Here is a 20,499-nt window from a genome sequence, read left to right on the forward strand (position 1 = left end):
TCGCGTCCGGGCAGGGACATCAATCTTACTTCAGACCTTCCGCTTCCAGCGCAGCCGCCACCGACGGGCGCGCGGCGATGTGCTTCATCCACGCCTCGATATGACGATAGCCTTCCATATTCAGCTTCACCGCGTACGCCCAGCGCAGTACGGTAAACAGGTAGCCATCGGCGATGGTGAAGCGATGGCCGTTAAGCCACTGCTTATCCTGCAGCGATTCGTCAATGTACTGCAGCTTCTTCTCCAGCTGCGCGCGTACCGTCGGTTTGTAATCCTCCGGCGTATCCGGACGAAACAGCGGGGTGAAGCCTTTGTGCAGCTCGGTGGCAACGTAGTTGAGCCATTCCAGAGTCTGGTAGCGGGCAACGGTGCCCACCGGAGCCAGCAGCTGCCGGTCCGGGACGCGGTCGGCAATGTACTGCATAATCGCCACCCCTTCCGTGAGCAGCAGTTCGTCGTCAAGCAGCAGCGCCGGAACCTGGCCTTTCGGGTTAATCAGCAGGTAATCATCCCCGTTTTCAAGGCGTTTTTTCATCACGTCAACGCCCTGTAAGGTGAAGTCCAGCCCGCTTTCGCGCAGGGCGATATGCGAAGCAAGAGAACAGGCGCCGGGTTTGTAGAACAGTTTCATCGGTAACTCCTCGTGGCTGCAGTATTCTGTATGTTAGTCCGCCCAGGGGCAAAAAAAAAGCCGCTAACGAAAGGTTAGCGGCTAAATTAAAGGGTTTTCCCGACGCGATTAGACGGTTGCTGTCTCGCGCTCTTTCGCGACGCTATCGTCGTCCAGAGTCATACGATTCAGCTTCGGCGCCGTCAGCAGCATCAGCGCGGCGATAACCGCCGTCACGATACCAATCTGCATGAAGACGTGGCCGTAAACGTTCAGAGAGACCAGCGGGTCGGTCACGTTTTCCGGAACGGCCATCAGGTTAGCAATCTTACCGGCAATAATTGCCGCACCCGCGGTGGTCAGGAACCAGCTGCCCATGATGAAGCCCATCAGACGCTGCGGAACCAGCTGGGCAACCATTGCCAGGCCGAGGCCGGAAATCATCAGCTCACCGATACTCTGCAGTGCATAGCTCAGGATCAGCCAGTTTACCGACACGATACCGGCATCGCTGGCGAACTTGGTGCCCAGCGGCAGCACCAGGAATGCGCCAGAGCACAGGATCATCCCGATAGCGAACTTGTGCGGCATCGGCAGACGGTCGCCCATCTTGTTATAGATGGCGGCCAGAATCGGGCTACCAACCATGATCCAGAACGGGTTCAGCGCCTGGAACTGCTCCGGCTGGAAGCTGATGCCCATAATCGCGTGCTCAACGTTGCGGATGGCGAAGAAGTTCAGCGAGGTCGGCATCTGGCTGTAAAGGACGAAGAAGACGATCGCCTGCACCATCAGAATGAAGGCGACAATCATCTTACGACGCGCGGCGCCCTTCATAGCGATAGCTTCTTTGGCGAAGATGATGACGATACCCAGCGCGACCACGCCCAGAACCATACGGGCGATGCCCTGGTTATGCAGCAGCCAGGTGGCAATCACTACCAGGATAACCACGCCCACGATAGTCGCCAGCAGTTTGCCGTAATGAACCGGTGCGAAGTCGGGTTTAGAACCGTAGTTTTTCACCCATTTCTTGCAGAACATAAAGTTCACAAGCGTAATCAGCATGCCGACAAAGCTCAGGGAGAAGGCGATACTCCAGCCGAACTTCGCTGCCAGCCACGGAGTAGCCAGCATAGAGAAGAACGAACCGATGTTGATGGACATGTAGTACATGGTAAATGCACCGTCCAGGCGCGGGTCGTCTTTCTCATAGCAGGTAGAGAGCAGGGAGGACGGGTTCGCCTTAAACAGGCCGTTACCGACGGCGATAGTCGCCATACCCATATAAACGATAGCGGCGTCGTGTCCGGAGTACGCGACCAGTGCGTAACCGATAGCCAGGACGATAGTCCCCAGCATAATGACGCGCTTGGTGCCGAGCACTTTATCGCCCAGCCAGCCGCCGATAGCCACGAGGCCGTAGACCAACGCGCTGAAGGAGGAGAAGAGTGTAATAGAATCCGCTTCTGACATACCCAGCTGTTTGACCAGGTAAACGGCCATGATCCCTTGCAGGCCGTAATAACCAAAACGCTCCCATAATTCGATCGAGAAGATCAGATAGAACGACTTCGGCTGCTTGAAAGCGTTCAAACTCACGCTTTCTGCTGGTTTATTGTTTGCAGTTGACACATATACCTCTTTTTTTACATCCCATATTAACGGGGGGTGTTCGGGGCGCAATCTTCGATGACCGCCGCCTTTATAGTTATTCTGGAGGGAAAACGGCAGGTAATGTTCACTATCCTGACCGTTCAGGCAATACCTTTGTAATAATCTGTTACACATAACCAATGCATTATAATACGCAGGTCATTCAAATGTTATGCAGAGTTAAACTTCACCGTTTTGCTATTGGTGATATTTTTATCTGTCTGCATCCGCAGGATGGCGCATAAAGGCGATATATTCTACTGATTAGCCTTGAATCTAGTGATATAGGCCATAATCCTAAAAAATGATGGGGTATTGTCCTGATAAGCAGGGCTGCGCTATTGCAATTGCTGGCTTTCATTATCAAGTGAGTAACAACAAATTAACATAAAGTTGCGTGAATGATCTGGATCACAAATGTATATAAAATTTTTCGTCGAAAAAAATGATTAACCTGGATGAGCGTTATATAAGCAGAGGATTGCCCTGTTAACAGGCGTGGATATGGCGGAAGTGGCAGGGTGGAAAGGGGCTTAACAGTACCATTACCCCAGGCAGGGTAATGGCGTTGTTCAGGTTCAGGCAGCGTAGACCTTCTCTTTGAACTCGCAGAGGTCCTCAATCAGGCAGGAACCGCAGCGCGGCTTGCGGGCAATGCAGGTGTAGCGCCCGTGGAGAATAAGCCAGTGGTGGCAGTCCACCTTAAATTCGGCGGGAACCACCTTCAGCAGCTTCTCTTCGACCTGCTCGACGTTCTTACCCGGGGCAAACTGCGTCCGGTTGCACACGCGGAAAATATGCGTGTCGACCGCAATCGTCGGCCAGCCGAAGGCGGTATTGAGCACCACGTTGGCGGTTTTGCGCCCGACGCCGGGCAGCGCTTCCAGCGCGGCTCTGTCCTCCGGGACTTCGCCATTATGCTGCTCCAGCAGGATCCGGCAGGTCTTAATGACGTTTTCGGCCTTGCTGTTAAACAGGCCGATGGTTTTGATATATGACTTAACCCCGTCGACGCCAAGGTCGAGCATCGCCGCCGGAGTATTGGCGACCGGATAGAGCTTTGCCGTCGCCTTATTGACGCTGACGTCGGTCGCCTGCGCCGAGAGCAGCACCGAGATCAGCAGCTCAAACGGCGAGCTGAAGTTGAGCTCGGTGGTGGGATGCGGATCGTTATCTCGCAGGCGGGTCAGAATTTCCAGACGTTTACTCTTATTCATCAGGCTTTCCCTGCGGCATCAGAGGGCGCGACGACCGGGGCTTCGGCGATTGCCGCCCGGGCCTTGCGCTGTTTGCTGCGCTCATCGATGAGATATTTGACCGCCAGCATCATCCCGAGGCCGATAAACGCACCCGGCGGCAGCATCGCCAGCAGGAACGGGGTGTCGGTATGGAAGACTTCGATGCGCAGCGCTTTTGCCCAGCCGCCGAGCAGGCTATCGGCGCCGTCAAACAGCGTACCGTTACCAATAATTTCACGCAGCGAGCCGAGGACAAACATGGCGCAGGTGGCCCCCATGCCAATCGAGAAACCATCCAGCGCCGAAAGGGCCGGGCCCTTTTTCGCCGCGAAGGCCTCGGCGCGACCGACGACAATACAGTTGGTCACAATCAGCGGGATAAAAATCCCCAGCGACTGATAGAGGCCGTAGGCGTAGGCGTTAATCAGCATCTGCACGACGCTCACCACCGAGGCGATGATCATCACGTAAATAGGAATACGGATCTCGGCCGGCGTCCAGCGGCGCAGGCTGGAGATGGTCAGGTTGGTGAGGGTCAGCACCAGAGTGGTTGCCAGCCCTAGCCCCAGCGCGTTGGTGGCGGTGGAGGTCACGGCGAGCAGAGGACACATCCCCAGCAGCTGGACCAGCGCCGAGTTGTTTTTCCACAACCCCTGGACAATAACGTCTTTTACTTCGCTCATGGTCTAGTCTCCACAGGCGGTGAATTCGGGAATCTGCGTTGGCAGCGTTTGTGCGTACAGGCCGGCGCGCTTAACCGCGTTGACGACCGCGCGCGGCGTAATGGTCGCACCGGTAAACTGGTCAAAATCGCCGCCGTCTTTCTTAACCGCCCAGCGGCTGTCGCTCTGTCCATGAATAACTTTACCGGCAAAATGGGTGATCCAGTCAGAAAGACGCAGCTCAATTTTATCCCCGAGGCCCGGCGTTTCGTGATGCTCGGTGACTCGGGTGCCGAGGACGGTGCCTTTAAAATCTGCGGCAACCAGCAGCTGAATGGCCCCGGAGTAGCCGTCCGGCGCGGTGGTTTCCATGACCGCGCCCACCGGGATGTCGTTATTTTTAGCGATCCAGATCTTATGCTGCCCTTTGCCCAGCGCCGGGGCGGAGGCCAGATAGCAGCTCTTCAGCAGATCGTTATTATACAGCTCTGCCGGCAGCACCTGGTCAAAAAGCGCCTTTTGCTGTCGTGACGCCTGATCTTCAATCGTCGATTTGGTCAGCTCATTGATAGCCGCCGTCAGGCCGGTGGAGCCGGCGGCGAAGAGTGCCAGCGTGATGCCGTGTTTGCGCATGCTTTTTAACATGACGGGTCCTCAGCGGTGGCCGTACACGCGGGGCCGCGTGTAGTAATCAATCAACGGAACGGTAATATTCGCCAGCAGCACGGCGAAGGCTACACCGTCAGGATAGCCGCCGAAGCTGCGAATCAGCCAAACCAGCAGGCCTGCCAGGGCGCCGAAAATAAGGCGCCCGCGGTTGGTGGTGGAGGCGGTTACCGGATCCGTCAGAATAAAGAACGCGCCGAGCATGGTGGCGCCGGACAGCAGATGTATCTGCGGCGCGGCCAGGCTCTGCGGCGAGAAAAACCAGCCGAGCGTGGAGCAGACGGCCAGGCTCAGCAGGAAGCTGAGCGGGATATGCCAACGGATCGTCTTCTGCCACAGCAGGAACAGCCCGCCGACCAGATAAGCAATATTCACCCACTGCCAGCCAAGCCCTGCCAGAGCGCCGCCAAAAATCGGGTACTGGAGGATCTCCTTCACCTCGTGGCCCGCGTGCAGCGAGGTTTTAAAGGTGTCCAGCGGCGTGGCCTGGCTGATACCGTCGACCCCGAGACGCATGGCGTTCATATCGCCACCGGCGGCGGTGTGGCCGGTGAAAATGACCCGCAGCGCGTCGCTAAAGCCTGGAATGTGGGCCGCAATTTCCTGCGGCGGCAGCCAGGAGGTCATCTGCACCGGGAAGGAGATCAGCAGCACCACGTAGCCAATCATGGCCGGGTTAAAGGGGTTATGTCCCAGCCCGCCGTACAGCTGCTTGGCGATGATCACGGCAAAGGCGGTACCCAGTACCACCATCCACCAGGGGGCAAGGGGCGGAATGCTGACGGCCAGCAGCAGGCCGGTCAGCAGCGCAGAGTTGTCGGCCAGAATGGCGGCAACATTCTGCTTGCGCAGCTTGAGGATAGCGGCTTCGGTGCCCCAGGCGGTTAAGGCGGCGAGAATAAGCTGCAGCACGGTGCCCCAGCCGAAAAACCAGGTCTGCACCACGATGCCGGGCACGGCGGCGAGCAGCACCAGCAGCATAATCCGCGAGGTCTGACGCTGGTTGTGGGTATAGGGAGAGCTTGCGATTCTGAAAACCATTTAATCCTCGTTAACTGCCTGCCGGGATGCTTTCCTGGCCTGAACTCGGGCGATTGCTTCGGCAACTGCAGCCTTGCGCGGATCGTCATTGGCGGCGGACCCGACGTCGCCCGCCTGCTGCTGCTCGGCATTGCGGGCCTTGGCGCGGGCGATAGCGGCTTCTACCGCGGCCTTACGCGGGTCGACGGCTTCGGCTTCCGGCGCGACGGTAGTGGCCTCAGCCTGCTGCTGCTCGGCCTTGCGGGCCTTGGCGCGGGCGATGGCGGCTTCTACCGCGGCCTTGCGCGGGTCGACGGCTTCGGCTTCCGGGGCGGCAGTAGTGGCCTCAGCCTGCTGCTCGGCCTTGCGGGCCTTGGCGCGGGCGATAGCGGCTTCTACCGCGGCCTTGCGCGGGTCGACGGCTTCGGCTTCCGGGGCGTCGGCAGTGGCCTCCGCCTGCTGTTCGGCCTTGCGGGCCTTGGCGCGGGCGATGGCGGCTTCTACTGCGGCCTTACGCGGGTCGACGGCTTCGGCTTCCGGGGCGTCGGCAGTGGCCTCCGCCTGCTGTTCGGCCCTGCGGGCCCTGGCGCGGGCGATGGCGGCTTCTACTGCGGCCTTGCGCGGGTCGACGGCTTCGGCTTCCGGGGCGTCGGCAGTGGCCTCAGCCTGCTGTTCGGCCTTGCGGGCCTTAGCGCGGGCGATGGCGGCTTCTACTGCGGCCTTGCGCGGGTCGAGATCTACGCCGGCCGACGGCTTGGGCGCGGACTCAGCCAGTTCGTTTTTACGGGCGCGCGCCTGCGCTTTACGCGCTTCGCGCGCGGCGATGGCTTCACTATTGTCCGGCTTAGCGCCCGCCTGAACGACGATCGGCTGCGCTGCGTCCTGCTGTTTTTCGCGCACGCGGGCGAGGGCGGCGTTAATCGCCGCGCTATCTTTGGCGGCGGGCTGCACGGCGGACTGTTTATGCCGCTCGAGGCGCGCGGCCTTATCGCGCTCCAGACGCGCCTGGCGTGCTTCAAAACGGGCTTTGGCTTCCGCCGCACGCTTCTCTTCCAGACGAATCTCCGCGATCTCGGCCTTCTCCTGACGGAAGTACTGCACCAGCGGAATATTGCTCGGGCAGACCCAGGCGCAGGCGCCGCACTCAATGCAGTCGGCCAGGTTGTGGGTCGTGGCCTTGTCGTGCTGCTGGCCTTTGCTAAACCAGTACAGCTGCTGCGGTAGCAGATCGGCAGGGCAGGCATCGGCGCAGGCGCTACAGCGAATGCAGCCCTTTTCCTCTTCCGCTTCGCCCATTTCGCTGGCCGACGGGGCCAGCAGACAGTTGGTAATTTTGACCACCGGCACGTCGAGCCACGGCAGGGTAAAGCCCATCAGCGGGCCGCCCATAATCACCATCGGCTCAGCGCTGGGGCAAAAACCGGCATCATCCAAAAGATGGCGCACCGGCGTGCCCAGCCGGGCCCAGACGTTGCCCGGGCGCGAAACCGCTTCCCCGGTTAAGGTCACTACGCGTTCGGTCAGCGGTTCGCCATCGATCACCGCGCGTTTAACCGCGTAGGCGGTGCCGACGTTTTGCATCAGGATCCCGATATCGGAAGAGCGGCCGCCGTGGGGCACCTGCTTCCCGGTGAGGATCTGCGTCAGCTGCTTAGCGCCGCCGGAGGGATATTTGGTTGGGATCACGCGCAGGGAGATGCCGTGCGCATCGCTCAGTACCGCACGCAGCATGGAGATTGCCTGCGGCTTGTTGTCTTCAATGCCGATCAGCACCTGGCTCGGTTGTAAAATATGGGCCAGGATGCGAATGCCGTCGATAATCTGCGCCGCACAGTCCTGCATCAGACGATCGTCGGCGGTGATGTAGGGCTCGCACTCGGCGGCGTTAATAATCAGGGTGTCGATTTTGTCGCCGCCGCCGCGCAGCTTGATGCCGGTCGGGAAGCCGGCGCCGCCCAGCCCGGCCACGCCGAACTGGTGGATGCGCTCGATAAGCTCTTCGCGGGATTTGCTTTGGTAGTCACTCCAGCCGTCGCGTTCAATCCAGCGGTCTTCACCATCGGCATCAATGATAACGCTCATCTCCGCCAGCGCGGAGGGGTGCGCCGTCGAATGCGGAGCGATGGCGCTGACGATACCCGACGTCGGGGCGTGAACGGGCAGCATTTTTCCCCAGCCGCGGGTAAGCGGCTGGCCGCGCAGGACGCGATCGCCGGGCTGCACGCAAAGCTCGCCCTCTGCGCCAATATGCTGCTTAAGCGGAATAACGAACTGCTGCGCAAGGGAGACCTGGCGCAGCGGCGTACCGTTTGACTGGGTTTTCATCTCCGGGGGATGAATACCGCCGTTGAAATCCCAGACCTTGTCTTTTTTGAACGCGGAAAATAGCTTAAACATGTTGTTCCACAGGAATGATGCGCACCGGGATGGTGTGTAGATCCCACTTCCAGGTTTCAGTGGTCGCCGCAACCGGAACCATCTCTATACACTGCGTCGGGCAGGGCGCGACGCAAAGATTACAGCCGGTACAGAGGTCGCTCATCACCGTATGCATCGCGCGGGTCGCGCCAACAATGGCGTCAACGGGGCAGGCCTGGATGCATTTCGTGCAGCCAATACAGTTCTTTTCGTCGATGACCGCCAGCATACGCGCGGGCTCAGCCTCCTGAGCATCGCCGTCAGCAGGCTGCGGGTCGACGTTCAGCAGGGTGGCAATTTTTAACATCACCGCTTCGCCGCCGGGGGCGCAGCGGTTGATTTTCTCGCCCTGCAGGCCGACCGCTTCCGCATAGGGGCGACAGCCGGGGTAGCCGCACTGGCCGCACTGGCTTTGCGGAAGAAGTTCGTCGATCTTCTCAACGACCGGATCGTCCTCCACCTCAAAGCGGCGGGAGGCGTAACCCAAAATTAAGCCGAAAATCAGCCCGAGAAGGCTGATCGCAACGACGGCTATCCAGACAGCGCTCATATTACAACTTCACCAAACCACTAAAGCCCATAAATGCCAGCGACATTAAACCTGCCGTCACCAGCGCAATGGCGTTACCGCGAAACGGCGCCGGGACGTCAGCAACCACCAGACGCTCGCGAATGGCGGCAAACAGCACCATTACCAGAGAGAAGCCGACCGCCGCCGCAAAACCGTACAGCGCGGACTGCAAAAAATTATGCCCAAGGTTAATATTCAGTAGCGCAACGCCGAGCACGGCGCAGTTGGTGGTGATCAGCGGCAGGAAGATACCCAGCAGGCGGTACAGCGCCGGGCTGGTTTTGCGCACCACCATTTCGGTGAACTGTACGACCACCGCAATGACCAGAATAAAAGCCAGCGTGCGTAAATAGACCAGATTCAGCGGAATAAGAATCCAGGTATCAATCAACCAGGCGCAGATAGAGGCCAGGGTCATCACAAACGTGGTGGCCAGCCCCATTCCCATGGCGGTCTCCAGCTTTTTGGAAACCCCCATAAACGGACACAGTCCAAGAAACTTCACCAGCACGAAGTTGTTAACGAGGACGGTACCAATAAAGAGCAGTAAATAATCAGCCATCAATTCGACCTGAAACGGAAAAAGCCGCCTATTATCGAATAAAACGATACCGGCGACAACAGGTTAACTGTGGGGTTATTACGGATTGACGAAGGTCCGCTTAACCCGTTCGGAGCGCTTGAAGTAAGGAACCAGCAGCGCGGCAGCAAGAAGAGGGAACAGCAGCTGGCGCAGGGCCAGAACGTCCGATATTGGCGAAAAGGCAAAGGCTTTAATCGCCAACAGCAGAGAGATCAGCAGCCAGATAATATAGTGCTTCGGCACCACCTTCCGCCGTTTGAAAAAGGCCAGCGTCAGCCACAGGGTGTAGTACCACATGGCGACGGCGAACAGCAGGGATGCAATCCACAGGATAAGATTCCCGGCGCTCATTGCGCTCAGCAAGGAGAACGTTTGGGGCGCCATGAGCGCGTTGGCAAAGATAAGCAGCGATAGCGAAGCGCTTAACAGCGCAACCAGTAGCCACGCAAGCGGCCCCAGCAGCCATCCGCCAATTCGTTCTGCAGAGTCAGAGGACATACTTTCTCCCGGATTTAACGCCAGTGAAATACCCGTTGAGCGTCAGGCTGCGCGCGCATGCCTGCGCAAGCGTCTGTACATTCGCGCTGCTCGCCCGGCGGGCCGGCGCTCAACCTGTTCAGGTACGGATCAAAATCAAGGGCGGGAGTATAAGCAACTGGCGTGCTTCAGAACAGTTTTTATTGCACGTAACGCCAGACGGACTTGGGAACCTGGCCAATATCGAACAGTTTACCGCCAGAAACCAGCTCGGCCCGGCGATGGTCAGCGGCGCGGTACATATTAACAATCTCTTCGTTATCGGTCAGGGAGTAGTTAAGGTGGTCAAAAAGCTTTTCCAGACTTTCCAGCGAGCTGATTTTACGAAATTTTAATAAATAGTCCTGAACGGTCATTTGCGTATCCATTTTATAATCGGAATAAATATGAGCCTGTCCCATTAGGTTATTTGATTTGCCATTTTGGCCCAGGGCCGTGCTCACATCCTCACGCACTTCGCGCGCGCTGCGGTTGTTCCACGCTCCCGGTATCACAAACAGCGGCACCGTTACCCGGCGGGATCGCCTCTAAGTCGAATATTACCAACTTTCAGTAAACCTGCTCTAAACCAGCGGCACCTTATTAACGGTGCCTGGGCGGAATTATTTCGGTTGTAAATACTAAAGACAAGAACTGATTACATTCCTGGTGTAGTAACAAGAAATTTAAGAATATTCTAGCGCTGAATCAGGCGCCGGACGGCGCCTGGAGGAGAAGATTAACGCTGTTGGCCGCGGCTGGCAATAACGTTTTGATACCAAAAATAGCTCTTTTTCCGTTTGCGGGCGAGCCCCTGCTGATGGTCGACAAAAACGAAGCCGTACTGTTTCTGATAGCCGTTCAGCCAGCTCAGCAGGTCGATAAATGACCAGGGATAATAGCCGCGCACGTCGGCGCCGGCGTCGATCGCTTTTTCCAGCGCACTAATGTGGGCGCTGAGGTAGTCGATACGCGGATCGTCGACAATTTCGCCGTCAATAATCGGATCTTTGGCGCCCAGGCCGTTTTCGGTGATGTAAATCGGAATATCACCGTAGCGCTCCTTGATCATCATAATGCCGTCCGTTAACCCCTGGGGCCAAATTTCCCAGCCCCATTCGGTATAGGTGCTTTGCGGATTACGCACGAAGTGGAACAGCCCCTCAACGCCAGGCTCGCCGCCGCTTAATCCTTCCTGCGGATGGGCTGAAACGGTTTCGCGGCGATAGTAGTTCAGGCCGATAAAATCGCTGTGGTTTTCACGCAGCAGCGCGTCATCGCCGGGGGCAAAGCGCGGCACGCCCCACAGCGCCTGGGTTTGCTGCAGCAGCCCTTCGGGATAGGTGCCTTTTAACACCGGATCGTACAGCCAGTGGGTATGGATAGCGTCAGCCATCTCGGTCGCCAGGCGATCCTCTTCGCTATCGGTGAGCGGCGTATGCGGCTGCAGAACGTTGACGAAGCCAATCTCACCCTTAATACCCATTTCACGAAACGCTTTAATCGCCATCGCGTGGGCCACAAAGACGTGGTGACAGGCCTGAATGGCGCGGGCCGGATCGCGCACCGCCGGCGGATGGCAGCCGTTAATGTAGCCATGACCAATAAAAACGATGGTCTCGTTAAAGGTGGCCCACAGCTTGACCCGAGAACCGAAACGCGCATAGCACAGGCGCGCGTATTCGGCGAAGGCCTCCGCCGTGCTGCGGGCCTCCCAGCCGCCCTCATCCTGAAGCGCCTGCGGCAGATCCCAATGGTACAGCGTGATCATCGGTTCGATATTGTGCGCCAGCAGCTCGTCGATCAGATCGCTATAAAACTGAACGCCGGCTTCGTTGACCTCGCCGCGGCCGCCGGGCAGCAGGCGCGGCCAGGAGATGGAAAAACGGTAGCTCTGCAGGCCCATTTCGGCCATCAGCGCGACGTCTTCGCGAAAGCGGTGGTAGTGATCGACGGCGACGTCGCCGTTGGTTCCCTGGAAAGTAGCGCCCGGCTGGTGAGAGTAGATGTCCCAGATCGACGGCCCTTTCCCGTCGGCATCGTGGCCGCCCTCAACCTGATAGGCTGCGGTAGCGGCGCCCCATAGAAAATTTTGCGGAAATGCGGCCATGAGAAAAGCTCCTTAGCAAATGATAAGGAGAGTGTAATAAAGGGTTATACGGAGATGCAACCGGTTTCAGAAACCGGTTGCATACTTGCGAAGCGGGTCACTCTTTAGCGTTAACGCTATTTTGCCTGCACAACATTAGCGGGAGGCGGGGATTGGTAGTTATCAATGTGATGCGCGATAACCAAAAGCAGGGCCGAAACGCCAAGAACAACCCAACCTATAAGCTCTACAATTCTGCTGAAAACGGCTGCCATAATTCTGCTATTGAAAGTTAAAACAGAGCTAAATGTTACTAAATGCCGCGAACAACGCAAGTATTAGCTGGCGAAGTTTTCACGACTGGTGCAAGAGTGAGCGGTCGACAATGCATAAGCAAAGCTAATAAGACGTTTGGGTCTTATAGTTATGGTGACCCCCCGAACTTTTCGCCAGAGAGGTTGCAAGATGAGTGACAATATTCGCGTCGCAATAATCGGCTACGGGTACGCCAGTAAAACGTTCCATGCGCCGCTGATAAGCGGTACACCGGGAATGACGCTTGCCGCGGTGTCGAGTAGCGATGAAGGTAAGGTGCGGATCGATTGGCCAGCGGTGTCGGTTGTGGCCGAACCCCGCCAGCTGTTAGACGACCCCAACATCGACCTGATCGTGATCCCTACGCCGAACGATACCCACTTTCCGCTGGCAAAAGCCGCGCTGGAGGCGGGAAAGCACGTGGTGGTGGATAAACCCTTTACCGTGACACTGTCACAGGCCCGAGAGCTGGATGCCGTTGCCAGAAGCCGGGGACGGCTGCTTTCGGTGTTCCACAATCGCCGCTGGGACAGCGATTTTTTGACCGTTAAATCATTGATTAACGAAGGGCTGCTGGGGGAAGTCTGCTATTTCGAATCGCACTTCGACCGCTATCGTCCCCGGATACGCGACCGCTGGCGGGAGCGGGGCGGCCCGGGGAGCGGGATCTGGTTCGATCTTGGCCCCCATCTTCTCGATCAGGCGATCTGCCTGTTTGGCCTGCCGGTCAGCATGACCGTTGATCTCGCCCAGCTGCGCCCGGGGGCGCAGTCTACCGACTATTTCCATGCGGTGCTGGTTTACCCACAGCGTCGGGTGATCCTCCACGCCACTCTGCTGGCGGCGGCGGAAAACGGCGCGCTTTATCGTGCACGGATCGCGGGGAAGCTATATTAAATACGGTCTCGACCCGCAGGAAGAGCGGCTAAAAAACGGCGAGCGCCTTCCGCAGGAGGACTGGGGATACGATATGCGCGATGGAATTCTGACACGCGTTGACGGAGAAGATCGCAGCGAGGAGAGCTGGCTAACGCCTGCCCGGCCATTACCCGGCGTACTATGCCGCCATTCGCGATGCGTCTCAACGGGAATGGGGAGAATCCGGTACGGCGAGCCAGGCTATTCAGATTATGGAGCTGATTGAGCTGGGGATTGAATCAGCAAAGCATCGGGCGACGCTATGCCTGATCTAACAGGCCTGATCTAACAGGCCTGATTTAACAGGTCTGATTTAACAGGTCTGATTTACGATGAGACGCCCGGCAGGATTGCTGCCGGGCAGGAACCTAGACGCGCTGCACGCGCTGGATCAGTGCCGCTTTTTCCTCTGCGCTGAGGAAGGCGAGCGCCAGACCGTTGATTTGCGCCTGGCGGATTTGCTCGCGGCTGAGGCCCGCAGCCGGGGCGGCAACGTTATATTCATGAATAATATCGACGCCCTGTACCGCCGGATCGTCGGTGTTAATCGAGGCCAGCACGCCGTGCTCGAGGAAGGTTTTTAACGGATGCTCGGCCAGCGACGCGACGGTGCTGGTCTGAATATTCGAAGTCAGGCAGGATTCAATCCCGATACGCTGCTCGGCTAAAAAGTCCATCAGCGCCGGATCCTGCACTGCCTTGACCCCGTGGCCGATACGCTCAGCGCCCAGCTCACGAATGGCCTGCCAGATGCTTTCCGGGCCAGCCGCTTCTCCGGCGTGGACGGTAATGCGCCAGCCGGCGTCGCGGGCCTGGGTGAAGTGTTGCATAAACAGGGTACCCGGGAAGCCGAGCTCATCACCGGCCAGGTCGAGTGCGGTAATGCCGTCGCGATGGGCAAGCAGCGCGTCAAGCTCCTGCTGGCAGGCGGCCTCGCCGAAGGTGCGGCTCATAATACCAATCAGCCGCGCTTCAACGTTAAAGTCGCGGCTCCCGTCGCGCACGCCGGCAATGACCGCCTCAACCACGCCGTCGACCGGCAGCTGGTGGGCCATCGCCATATAGCGCGGGGAAAAGCGCAGCTCAACGTAGTGCAGGCCGTTGCGCGCCGCGTCTTCTACGTTTTCATACGCGACGCGACGGCACGCTTCCAGCGAGGCGAGCACCTTTACGCCCCAGTCAAGCTTGGCAAGGAAGCTCACCAGATCGGGTTCGTTGCTGGTGACCTGGACATGCGGACGAAGGGTATCGAGGGTGGTTGCCGGGAGCGCGATGTTAAACTGGCGGCCAAGATCGAGAATCGTTTGGGCCCGGATGTTGCCGTCAAGATGGCGATGAATGTCGGTTAATGGCAAAGTTGAATCAATCATGGTCGCACTCATTTTTTAGTAAAAGTGCACATCATTATACAACAGGGTTATAACTGTTTAAAAGTATTGAAAAAAATCCTGTCTATACAAGCATCTGGCGGCGCTGTGGGAACCGCTGGCTCTGTTTAAGATCCCGCATGGCGATTTTGTCCCCGCCTTTGCCGCGCGTCTATTGCTGCCTGCGCGCATTTTCAGCAATCGCGGCGCCGGTGAGGGCGTTGACAGTATGCCGGAGAATATGGTTGTATTGTACAACTATGTTGTCAGGGCGGTTTTATGAATACTGAAATGCAGATCGTTGAAGAGATACGCGTGGCTTCCCGGCAGATGGTGCGGGAGCTCGGATTCATGAACAACACTCTGGCCGCGAGCTCATACTCCCCCTCGATAGTGCATACTCTGCTCGAAGTGCATGCGCAGGGCCTAATGACGGCGGCGCAGCTGGTGCAGATTCTGGGCCTTGAGAAGTCCAGCGTTAGCCGCATGTTGGCAAAACTGGTCAGCGCCAACGAGCTGGAAGAGGTGCCGTCGACGGAGGATGCGAGGGTCAAACACCTGGGCCTGACGGCAAAAGGCCGGGAAACGGTGGCGAAAATTAATCAGTACGGTAGCGAGCGGGTGATCGCCGCGCTGAAAAAAATGAATCCCCATCAGCAGCAGACCGTGTCACAAGGGCTTAAACACTACGCCAGTGCCCTGGCCGCCTGTCGCGAAAACAGCGAGATCGCTGCCCGGGATTCGCTTGAAATTATTACCGGCTATCACCCCGGCACCATCGGGCGCATCGCGGAAATGCACGGTAGCTACTATGCCAGAGAGCACCATTTCGGCGTTTTCTTTGAATCCAAAGTTGCCGCTGGCCTGGCTGATTTTGCGGGCCGTCTGGATAAAGCCTGTAATCAGATATGGCTGGCCGTGTTGAACGGGCGCATCGTGGGCTCTGTGGCGATTGACGGCGAGGACCTTGGCAACGGTGAAGCGCATCTGCGCTGGTTCATTCTCGATGATGGATGCCGCGGCAGCGGCGCGGGCAGAAAACTTATCGCCGAAGCGATGAGGTTCTGTGAAGAGAGCGGCTTCAGTTCCGTTCAGCTCTGGACCTTCAATAAGCTTGCGGCCGCGCGTCGGCTATATGAATCGTTTGGCTTTACGCTGGCCAAAGAGTGGCAGGGCGATCAGTGGGGAAGCCTCATCATCGAGCAGCAGTTTACCTGCAGGTTGCGCTAAATATTCACGGCTTCTCGGTGGGGACAGAAAATAATGCTTGCTATCAATGGTTATCTATGTGATCAATAGCAGGTCGGTTTGGTACACAGAACCAATAAAGCGGTTTAGTAAAGCAGTCCTCATCTCAAGCGTTATTCCTAAATAATCCTTTTTTCGAGCTTCCTTATCGTTATTAATTAATTTCTGTGATGCGAACTTTTTCGCCGCAAGGCTTTGAACATTGGGATAATACTTATGTCTGGTAAGATGATTGGTTTAGTAAAATGGTTTAATGAAGGTAAAGGTTTTGGCTTTATTTCTCCAGTAGACGGCAGCAAAGATGTTTTCGTACATTTTTCTGCGCTGCAGGGTGATGGCTTTAAAACTTTATTTGAAGGGCAGAAGGTCGAATTCACTATCGAGAGCGGTGCCAAAGGCCCTGCTGCCGGTAATGTCGTTCTGCGCGACTAATTAATTTCGCGTTTTTATGAATCTGCGATAACGATGACGGTGTAATCCCGAGTAGTCAGATTGATAAAAAATGCGTGCGGTTGAGCTAAGTCGGCAGTATCTGCTGGCTTTAATCGATGCGGTAGATTGGTTTTTGTCTGAAATTTCAGCAGACTGAATGCCGTATGTTGTGCTGTAGCGTGAAGAGTTCCGTGGGCTGATGCAACTTAATCATCACCCTGAGCTATCGTACGTAAAAGGAGTGACCGCCTCCTGAAACAGGACACTGTTTTACATTGTGTAAATTTTTGTATTTCGTACGCCTGCGGGCAAATTAAAAACTAACAACATCCAAATAATCGCTGATAAAGTAACATGGTTTGATCTGAAGTGATTTTCAGATTTATCGTTAAGAAATAATGACAATGATGTCTTTCTTTTACCAACCATTCGAACAGTGATTTCCGCTGTCATTGAAGGTCAAGAAGAACCTTCAGTTAAATATGGCTAAATGCCCCTGCGGTAGTGAATGTTGTAGCAAATAAAAGGCTAACATCATGACTGACCACATTCATTTCAGGTGCCCATGCTGCCATGGGTCACAGTACAGAACATCAAACTATGATGTATCTGAAAGCAATCCATTCGGTGCGAAATGTATCTTTTGTAAATCTTCGATGATTACATTTGATAATATTGCCCCCTATATTTCGGCAAAAGCCGCCGTATCTGGATTACGCAATTAATCAAAAGGCCCCGCAAGGGGTCTTTTAACATCTGTGCGACGGTGCCAGGTTCTACCACGGCAGGATTCAAATGCTCGCTGGGCGCTTATGCTCGCGCATCTGACAGTCTTCAGTGCGAACCGCAACCGTACATCTAGCCCCGGCCATCGCCGGGGTTTTGCTATTTTAGCGCTCAGCGTCGGCCGCGCCGCAGAGCGCGTGGGCCAACGGCAGTCTGCCGTCTGCGCTCATAGCAAAACGCTATTAATCATAGTGAATCAGTATTTAATTTTGGCGATGAGATTTTCTATAGTTCCAGGTGCTACTTTTCCTGCAATGACTGGCAGGCTATTTTAAAAAGGACTCCGGGACTATGGTATTCACGCTAAAAAAATTTGCTGTTTCGCTGGCCGTTGCCGGCTCGCTGCTGCTGACCGCCTGCGGCCCCGCGGGAGGGGATCCTAATCATATCAAGGTGGGGATCAGCGCCGGTATTGACCAGCAGGTGTGGTCGGTGGTGCAAAAGGTGGCGAAAGAGAAGTACAACCTCGACGTCGAAGTGGTGACCTTTAACGACTTCGTCCTGCCGAACGAGGCGCTCAATAATGGCGATCTCGACATCAACGCTTTTCAGCATAAGCCGTATCTGGATAAGCAGATTCAGGAGCGCGGCTATAAGCTGGTAGCGGTGGGGAATACCTTCGTTTACCCCATCGCCGCCTATTCGAAGCAGATTACCGCTATCGACCAGCTGCCGGACGGCGCGCAGGTTGCCGTGCCGAACGATCCGACTAACCTTGGCCGTTCGCTGCTTCTGCTGCAAAAGCAGGGGCTGATTACTCTTAAAGAGGGCACCGGCCTGCTGCCGACGGCGTTGGATATCGTCAACAATCCGAAGCGCTTAAAAATTGTTGAGATTGAGGCCCCCCAGCTGACGCGCGCGCTGGACGACAGACAAATATCCCTCGCGATTATCAACACCACGTTTTCCAGCCAGGTCGGACTCTCGCCGAGCCGTAACGGGCTGTTTGTCGAAGACAGGCACTCGCCGTACGTCAATATTTTTGCCAGCCGCATCGATAATAAAGACAGCGAGAAGGTGAAAAATTTGGTCAAGGCGTATCAAACCGATGAGGTGGCGGCGGCTGCAGAGGAGCTGTATAAAGGCGACGCGGTTAAAGGCTGGTAATCTCTTTTCGGTATCAGGGCCTCGCCCTGATACCGAATATCGCTTATTTGTTGAGCATTTTATTGTAGACAAAAAAGTCCGTATCGCGCACGAAACCGTTGCGTTCGTACAGCGCCTGAGCCGGAGCGTTGTCGGTGGCGGTACTGAGCATGATAAAGGCGGAATCTGTTTCCTTCGCCAGCTGCTCGGCGCGCTCGATAAGCTTCTGCGCGACGCCGTGCTTACGCGATTTGCCATCGACGAAAAGATCGTACAGCAGCCAGATCCTCTTCATTTCTAATGAGCAGAACAGCGGATAGAGCTGTGCAAACCCGGCGGGCTGGCCGTCAATTTCCGCGAAAAAAATAACCGATTCATTCAGCTCTAAACGCTTGAGAATAAACTCACGGGCCTGTATCGGCTGGGCTTCTACCTGATAAAAATTACGATAACCTAGATACAGCGGCAGAATTTTATCGACATCCTGGGGCTGGGCCTGAAATATGTTCATTACGTACCTCACGCTAAAAGTAGGCTAATTGTATTACAAATAGCTTTCAGGTAAACCGCAAGGGAACGGGGACGGGCCGCTGTACGGCGAGGTTGCCGCACGCGTGGCGTCAGGCGAATTACCCTGCGGGCGAAATAATGCGTGGGAATCGCGATCGAAATCATATCGTAGCCAAAAAATAGCCGCTTATCCTTCTGGCCTCGCTGCTTTTTTGGCCGAACGGCAGGCCGGCGGCCTGCCGTTTTTACCGACCTATTTCTGAATCAGATAGCGGATGGTCGGCCCGTCCTGCTGAATATCCAGAACGGTGTAGCCGTAGTTTTTCGCATCGTGCGGAATATTGTTGATCGACTGCGGGCAATCGCTGACCACTTCGAGAATTTCCCCCTTCTTCAAGGACGGCATTGCTTCAAGCGTCGCGACGGCAGGATAGGGGCAGGGCTCGCCGACCATATCGAGGCGGTAATCAGGAACGATAGTTTTCATGCGGTGTCCTTAGCGCCGGCAAGGGCGGCGGATTTTTGACGGAAAAAGCGTTTTTCCCAGGCAATGACCAGCATCAGGGCGATAAACAGCAGGAGATAGGTGACCAGCAGGCCGCCGAAGGGACCGAAGGTGGTCAGCAGATTGACCTTATCCCAGCGGGTGGCCAGCGCTGGTGACAGGTCGTCCCAGAAGTAGGCCAGAATGGTTGAACCGATAACGTTGCCCAGACCGACCCACCAGTAGTGAACCTGGCCTTCAACGGCGCGATACATCCAGCCGGTTTCACAGCCTCCGGCGAGAACAATCCCAAAACCGAACAGCAGACCGCCGATGACCGCATTGGGGCCGGCCCACATGATCTTCGGTTCCATTCCGAGCTGCACGTAGCTAAAGATACCGATTGCGCTGGCGGCCATGCCGAAAATAATGGCTTTGGCCATATAGGTCCGGCCGGTTATCCACATATCGCGAAACGCCGAGGTGAAGCAGATCTGCGCCCGTTCGATAAGCAGGCCAAAACCGACGCCAAAGAGCATGGCCAGTCCCAGCTTCGGCCGGTCGACTGCGGTCAGCAGACCCCAGGCTATCATGGCGAAAAAGACCAGCATGCCGAGACGAAAACGGCGCCGGGCCTGCTGAGGCTTTTGGGTTAACGGCGAGGCCGCGGAGACTTTCTGCATCCTGACCGGAATGCGAAAAATGGGCAGCAGGGTGAAGCGGGCGCCAAACCAGGTGCCGATAGCGGTGGCGATAGCGAAAAACCAGGCGTGCAGTGAGAACTGGGGGATCCCGGTGAAAAAGGCCGCCAGATTACAGCCCATCGCCAGGCGGGCGCCAAATCCGGCAATAATACCGCCAGCGACGGCCTGGATAATGCGGATTCGGCTACGCGGCATGCGCAGCTTAACGTTATTTGCCCACAGCGCGGCGGCAAAACAGCCGCCGAACATGCCGATAATCATCATTCCGTCGATGCGGGTTAACGGCGTCCCCTCAAGATGGATGAGCTTATAGTAGCCCCACTGCTCGCTGTGCACGCCGGCAAGCTGCAGCAGCTGTCCGCCCCAGCGGGTAAATTCGCCGGTAACGGCCCAGAAGGTGCCGGTAATACCAAAGTAATAAGTCGAAAGAATACCTGCGGCAATAACCGCCGGAGCGGGTGCCCAGAATTTAATCAGGTAGGTTTGTTTGAACTGCTGCCATGTCATAGAAATGCCTCTGAACTCAGAAGGTAAATCACCCCCGACGGGGTTTAAGAGCAGGGGATAATACGCTGGTGGTCATGACAAAACGCTCGACGGGATCAAAAGGCCTATTTTTC

At 56.4% G+C, this 20,499-nt stretch carries 23 protein-coding genes and 1 pseudogene; 7 read left to right on the forward strand and 17 right to left on the reverse strand.

What is annotated here, in order from left to right:
• Nucleotides 1–25 precede the first annotated feature (25 nt).
• The 13 genes from gstA to blr form a co-directional block, all read right to left on the reverse strand.
• Nucleotides 26–631 carry a glutathione transferase GstA gene (gene gstA, locus HCK03_RS11970; RefSeq protein ID WP_041145829.1) on the reverse strand — a complete coding sequence of 202 codons (606 nt, stop codon included), beginning with the start codon at nt 629–631 and terminating at the stop codon, nt 26–28.
• A 108-nt stretch (nt 632–739) separates the two neighbouring features.
• Nucleotides 740–2,245: a dipeptide/tripeptide permease DtpA gene (gene dtpA, locus HCK03_RS11975; RefSeq protein ID WP_115192556.1), complete on the reverse strand. Its 1,506-nt coding sequence runs from the start codon at nt 2,243–2,245 to the stop codon at nt 740–742.
• Between the two features lie 599 nt (nt 2,246–2,844).
• On the reverse strand, nt 2,845–3,483 hold the full coding sequence (nth, locus tag HCK03_RS11980; protein WP_041145827.1) for an endonuclease III: 639 nt from the start codon (nt 3,481–3,483) through the stop codon (nt 2,845–2,847).
• On the reverse strand, nt 3,483–4,187 hold the full coding sequence (locus HCK03_RS11985; RefSeq protein ID WP_041145826.1) for an electron transport complex subunit E: 705 nt from the start codon (nt 4,185–4,187) through the stop codon (nt 3,483–3,485). The genes nth and HCK03_RS11985 overlap by 1 nt, the downstream gene beginning before the upstream one ends.
• Before the next feature lie 3 nt (nt 4,188–4,190).
• A complete protein-coding gene (rsxG, locus tag HCK03_RS11990; RefSeq protein ID WP_041145825.1) occupies nt 4,191–4,811 on the reverse strand; it encodes an electron transport complex subunit RsxG in 621 nt (206 codons plus the stop codon).
• A gap of 9 nt (nt 4,812–4,820) precedes the next feature.
• Complete coding sequence (rsxD, locus tag HCK03_RS11995; protein ID WP_167691630.1) at nt 4,821–5,873, reverse strand: electron transport complex subunit RsxD; 1,053 nt, start codon at nt 5,871–5,873, stop codon at nt 4,821–4,823.
• The gene (gene rsxC / locus HCK03_RS12000) at nt 5,874–8,249 is read right to left on the reverse strand and encodes an electron transport complex subunit RsxC (protein ID WP_167691631.1); all 2,376 of its coding nucleotides are present in this window, start codon (nt 8,247–8,249) and stop codon (nt 5,874–5,876) included. It lies immediately after the preceding gene.
• Nucleotides 8,242–8,820 carry an electron transport complex subunit RsxB gene (gene rsxB / locus HCK03_RS12005; RefSeq protein WP_041145822.1) on the reverse strand — a complete coding sequence of 193 codons (579 nt, stop codon included), beginning with the start codon at nt 8,818–8,820 and terminating at the stop codon, nt 8,242–8,244. The genes rsxC and rsxB overlap by 8 nt, the downstream gene beginning before the upstream one ends.
• 1 nt (nt 8,821) lies before the next feature.
• Nucleotides 8,822–9,403, reverse strand: coding sequence for an electron transport complex subunit RsxA (gene rsxA, locus HCK03_RS12010; RefSeq protein WP_025710820.1), 582 nt, complete (start codon nt 9,401–9,403; stop codon nt 8,822–8,824).
• 78 nt (nt 9,404–9,481) lie between these two features.
• The gene (locus HCK03_RS12015; RefSeq protein WP_045858531.1) at nt 9,482–9,922 is read right to left on the reverse strand and encodes a DUF2569 domain-containing protein; all 441 of its coding nucleotides are present in this window, start codon (nt 9,920–9,922) and stop codon (nt 9,482–9,484) included.
• Between the two features lie 179 nt (nt 9,923–10,101).
• Nucleotides 10,102–10,317 carry a transcription modulator YdgT gene (gene ydgT, locus HCK03_RS12020; RefSeq protein ID WP_041147653.1) on the reverse strand — a complete coding sequence of 72 codons (216 nt, stop codon included), beginning with the start codon at nt 10,315–10,317 and terminating at the stop codon, nt 10,102–10,104.
• 362 nt (nt 10,318–10,679) lie between these two features.
• Nucleotides 10,680–12,050 (reverse strand): GH1 family beta-glucosidase, encoded by a 1,371-nt coding sequence (locus HCK03_RS12025; protein ID WP_115192559.1) that lies wholly within the window; start codon nt 12,048–12,050, stop codon nt 10,680–10,682.
• Nucleotides 12,051–12,166: 116 nt separating this feature from the next.
• Nucleotides 12,167–12,304 (reverse strand): division septum protein Blr, encoded by a 138-nt coding sequence (blr, locus tag HCK03_RS12030; protein ID WP_123552208.1) that lies wholly within the window; start codon nt 12,302–12,304, stop codon nt 12,167–12,169.
• A 190-nt stretch (nt 12,305–12,494) separates the two neighbouring features.
• Between blr and HCK03_RS12035 the strand changes: the two genes are divergently transcribed.
• The 3 genes and pseudogenes from HCK03_RS12035 to HCK03_RS26625 all read left to right on the forward strand — a co-directional run bounded on the left by HCK03_RS12035 (nt 12,495) and on the right by HCK03_RS26625 (nt 13,537).
• Complete coding sequence (locus HCK03_RS12035) at nt 12,495–13,241, forward strand: oxidoreductase (protein ID WP_407692383.1); 747 nt, start codon at nt 12,495–12,497, stop codon at nt 13,239–13,241.
• Nucleotides 13,213–13,299 (forward strand): annotated as a pseudogene (locus tag HCK03_RS26620) (hypothetical protein); the annotation flags it as partial. The gene HCK03_RS12035 and the pseudogene HCK03_RS26620, both read left to right, overlap by 29 nt.
• 112 nt (nt 13,300–13,411) lie before the next feature.
• On the forward strand, nt 13,412–13,537 hold the full coding sequence (locus tag HCK03_RS26625; RefSeq protein ID WP_407692387.1) for a hypothetical protein: 126 nt from the start codon (nt 13,412–13,414) through the stop codon (nt 13,535–13,537).
• A gap of 93 nt (nt 13,538–13,630) precedes the next feature.
• Here the strand turns inward: HCK03_RS26625 and add are convergent, their stop codons facing one another.
• The gene (add, locus tag HCK03_RS12040) at nt 13,631–14,632 is read right to left on the reverse strand and encodes an adenosine deaminase (protein WP_041145818.1); all 1,002 of its coding nucleotides are present in this window, start codon (nt 14,630–14,632) and stop codon (nt 13,631–13,633) included.
• A gap of 276 nt (nt 14,633–14,908) precedes the next feature.
• Between add and HCK03_RS12045 the strand changes: the two genes are divergently transcribed.
• The 4 genes from HCK03_RS12045 (at nt 14,909) to HCK03_RS12060 (ending at nt 18,202) form a co-directional block, all read left to right on the forward strand.
• Nucleotides 14,909–15,859 carry a bifunctional helix-turn-helix transcriptional regulator/GNAT family N-acetyltransferase gene (locus HCK03_RS12045; protein WP_167691632.1) on the forward strand — a complete coding sequence of 317 codons (951 nt, stop codon included), beginning with the start codon at nt 14,909–14,911 and terminating at the stop codon, nt 15,857–15,859.
• A gap of 234 nt (nt 15,860–16,093) precedes the next feature.
• Entirely contained in the window at nt 16,094–16,309 is a 216-nt protein-coding gene (gene cspA, locus HCK03_RS12050) for an RNA chaperone/antiterminator CspA (RefSeq protein WP_041145816.1), read from the forward strand.
• Nucleotides 16,310–16,845: 536 nt separating this feature from the next.
• A complete protein-coding gene (gene ymcF / locus HCK03_RS12055) occupies nt 16,846–17,034 on the forward strand; it encodes a cold shock small protein YmcF (RefSeq protein ID WP_071844929.1) in 189 nt (62 codons plus the stop codon).
• Nucleotides 17,035–17,386: 352 nt separating this feature from the next.
• Nucleotides 17,387–18,202: a MetQ/NlpA family lipoprotein gene (locus tag HCK03_RS12060; protein ID WP_041145815.1), complete on the forward strand. Its 816-nt coding sequence runs from the start codon at nt 17,387–17,389 to the stop codon at nt 18,200–18,202.
• A gap of 43 nt (nt 18,203–18,245) precedes the next feature.
• Here HCK03_RS12060 and HCK03_RS12065 read toward each other — a convergent pair whose 3' ends face one another.
• From HCK03_RS12065 to yedE, 3 genes are all read right to left on the reverse strand, one after another.
• Entirely contained in the window at nt 18,246–18,692 is a 447-nt protein-coding gene (locus tag HCK03_RS12065) for a GNAT family N-acetyltransferase (protein ID WP_041145814.1), read from the reverse strand.
• A 252-nt stretch (nt 18,693–18,944) separates the two neighbouring features.
• Nucleotides 18,945–19,178 (reverse strand): sulfurtransferase-like selenium metabolism protein YedF, encoded by a 234-nt coding sequence (gene yedF / locus HCK03_RS12070; protein WP_041145813.1) that lies wholly within the window; start codon nt 19,176–19,178, stop codon nt 18,945–18,947.
• Nucleotides 19,175–20,386 (reverse strand): selenium metabolism membrane protein YedE/FdhT, encoded by a 1,212-nt coding sequence (gene yedE / locus HCK03_RS12075; RefSeq protein ID WP_041145812.1) that lies wholly within the window; start codon nt 20,384–20,386, stop codon nt 19,175–19,177. Before yedE ends, yedF begins: the two co-directional genes overlap by 4 nt.
• Nucleotides 20,387–20,499: the final 113 nt, after the last annotated feature.

It is taken from the genome of Klebsiella terrigena (assembly GCF_012029655.1).
Taxonomy (GTDB): domain Bacteria; phylum Pseudomonadota; class Gammaproteobacteria; order Enterobacterales; family Enterobacteriaceae; genus Klebsiella; species Klebsiella terrigena.

Bases quoted from the DNA above. Each gene is read 5' to 3' on its own strand.
- gstA (WP_041145829.1), bottom strand. From the start codon at position 631: ATGAAACTGTTCTACAAACCCGGCGCCTGTTCTCTTGCTTCGCATATC.
- nth (WP_041145827.1), bottom strand. From the start codon at position 3,483: ATGAATAAGAGTAAACGTCTGGAAATTCTGACCCGCCTGCGAGATAAC.
- HCK03_RS11985 (WP_041145826.1), bottom strand. From the start codon at position 4,187: ATGAGCGAAGTAAAAGACGTTATTGTCCAGGGGTTGTGGAAAAACAAC.
- rsxG (WP_041145825.1), bottom strand. From the start codon at position 4,811: ATGTTAAAAAGCATGCGCAAACACGGCATCACGCTGGCACTCTTCGCC.
- rsxD (WP_167691630.1), bottom strand. From the start codon at position 5,873: ATGGTTTTCAGAATCGCAAGCTCTCCCTATACCCACAACCAGCGTCAG.
- rsxC (WP_167691631.1), bottom strand. From the start codon at position 8,249: ATGTTTAAGCTATTTTCCGCGTTCAAAAAAGACAAGGTCTGGGATTTC.
- rsxB (WP_041145822.1), bottom strand. From the start codon at position 8,820: ATGAGCGCTGTCTGGATAGCCGTCGTTGCGATCAGCCTTCTCGGGCTG.
- rsxA (WP_025710820.1), bottom strand. From the start codon at position 9,403: ATGGCTGATTATTTACTGCTCTTTATTGGTACCGTCCTCGTTAACAAC.
- HCK03_RS12015 (WP_045858531.1), bottom strand. From the start codon at position 9,922: ATGTCCTCTGACTCTGCAGAACGAATTGGCGGATGGCTGCTGGGGCCG.
- ydgT (WP_041147653.1), bottom strand. From the start codon at position 10,317: ATGACCGTTCAGGACTATTTATTAAAATTTCGTAAAATCAGCTCGCTG.
- HCK03_RS12025 (WP_115192559.1), bottom strand. From the start codon at position 12,050: ATGGCCGCATTTCCGCAAAATTTTCTATGGGGCGCCGCTACCGCAGCC.
- blr (WP_123552208.1), bottom strand. From the start codon at position 12,304: ATGGCAGCCGTTTTCAGCAGAATTGTAGAGCTTATAGGTTGGGTTGTT.
- HCK03_RS12035 (WP_407692383.1), top strand. From the start codon at position 12,495: ATGAGTGACAATATTCGCGTCGCAATAATCGGCTACGGGTACGCCAGT.
- add (WP_041145818.1), bottom strand. From the start codon at position 14,632: ATGATTGATTCAACTTTGCCATTAACCGACATTCATCGCCATCTTGAC.
- HCK03_RS12045 (WP_167691632.1), top strand. From the start codon at position 14,909: ATGAATACTGAAATGCAGATCGTTGAAGAGATACGCGTGGCTTCCCGG.
- cspA (WP_041145816.1), top strand. From the start codon at position 16,094: ATGTCTGGTAAGATGATTGGTTTAGTAAAATGGTTTAATGAAGGTAAA.
- ymcF (WP_071844929.1), top strand. From the start codon at position 16,846: ATGACTGACCACATTCATTTCAGGTGCCCATGCTGCCATGGGTCACAG.
- HCK03_RS12060 (WP_041145815.1), top strand. From the start codon at position 17,387: ATGGTATTCACGCTAAAAAAATTTGCTGTTTCGCTGGCCGTTGCCGGC.
- HCK03_RS12065 (WP_041145814.1), bottom strand. From the start codon at position 18,692: ATGAACATATTTCAGGCCCAGCCCCAGGATGTCGATAAAATTCTGCCG.
- yedF (WP_041145813.1), bottom strand. From the start codon at position 19,178: ATGAAAACTATCGTTCCTGATTACCGCCTCGATATGGTCGGCGAGCCC.
- yedE (WP_041145812.1), bottom strand. From the start codon at position 20,386: ATGACATGGCAGCAGTTCAAACAAACCTACCTGATTAAATTCTGGGCA.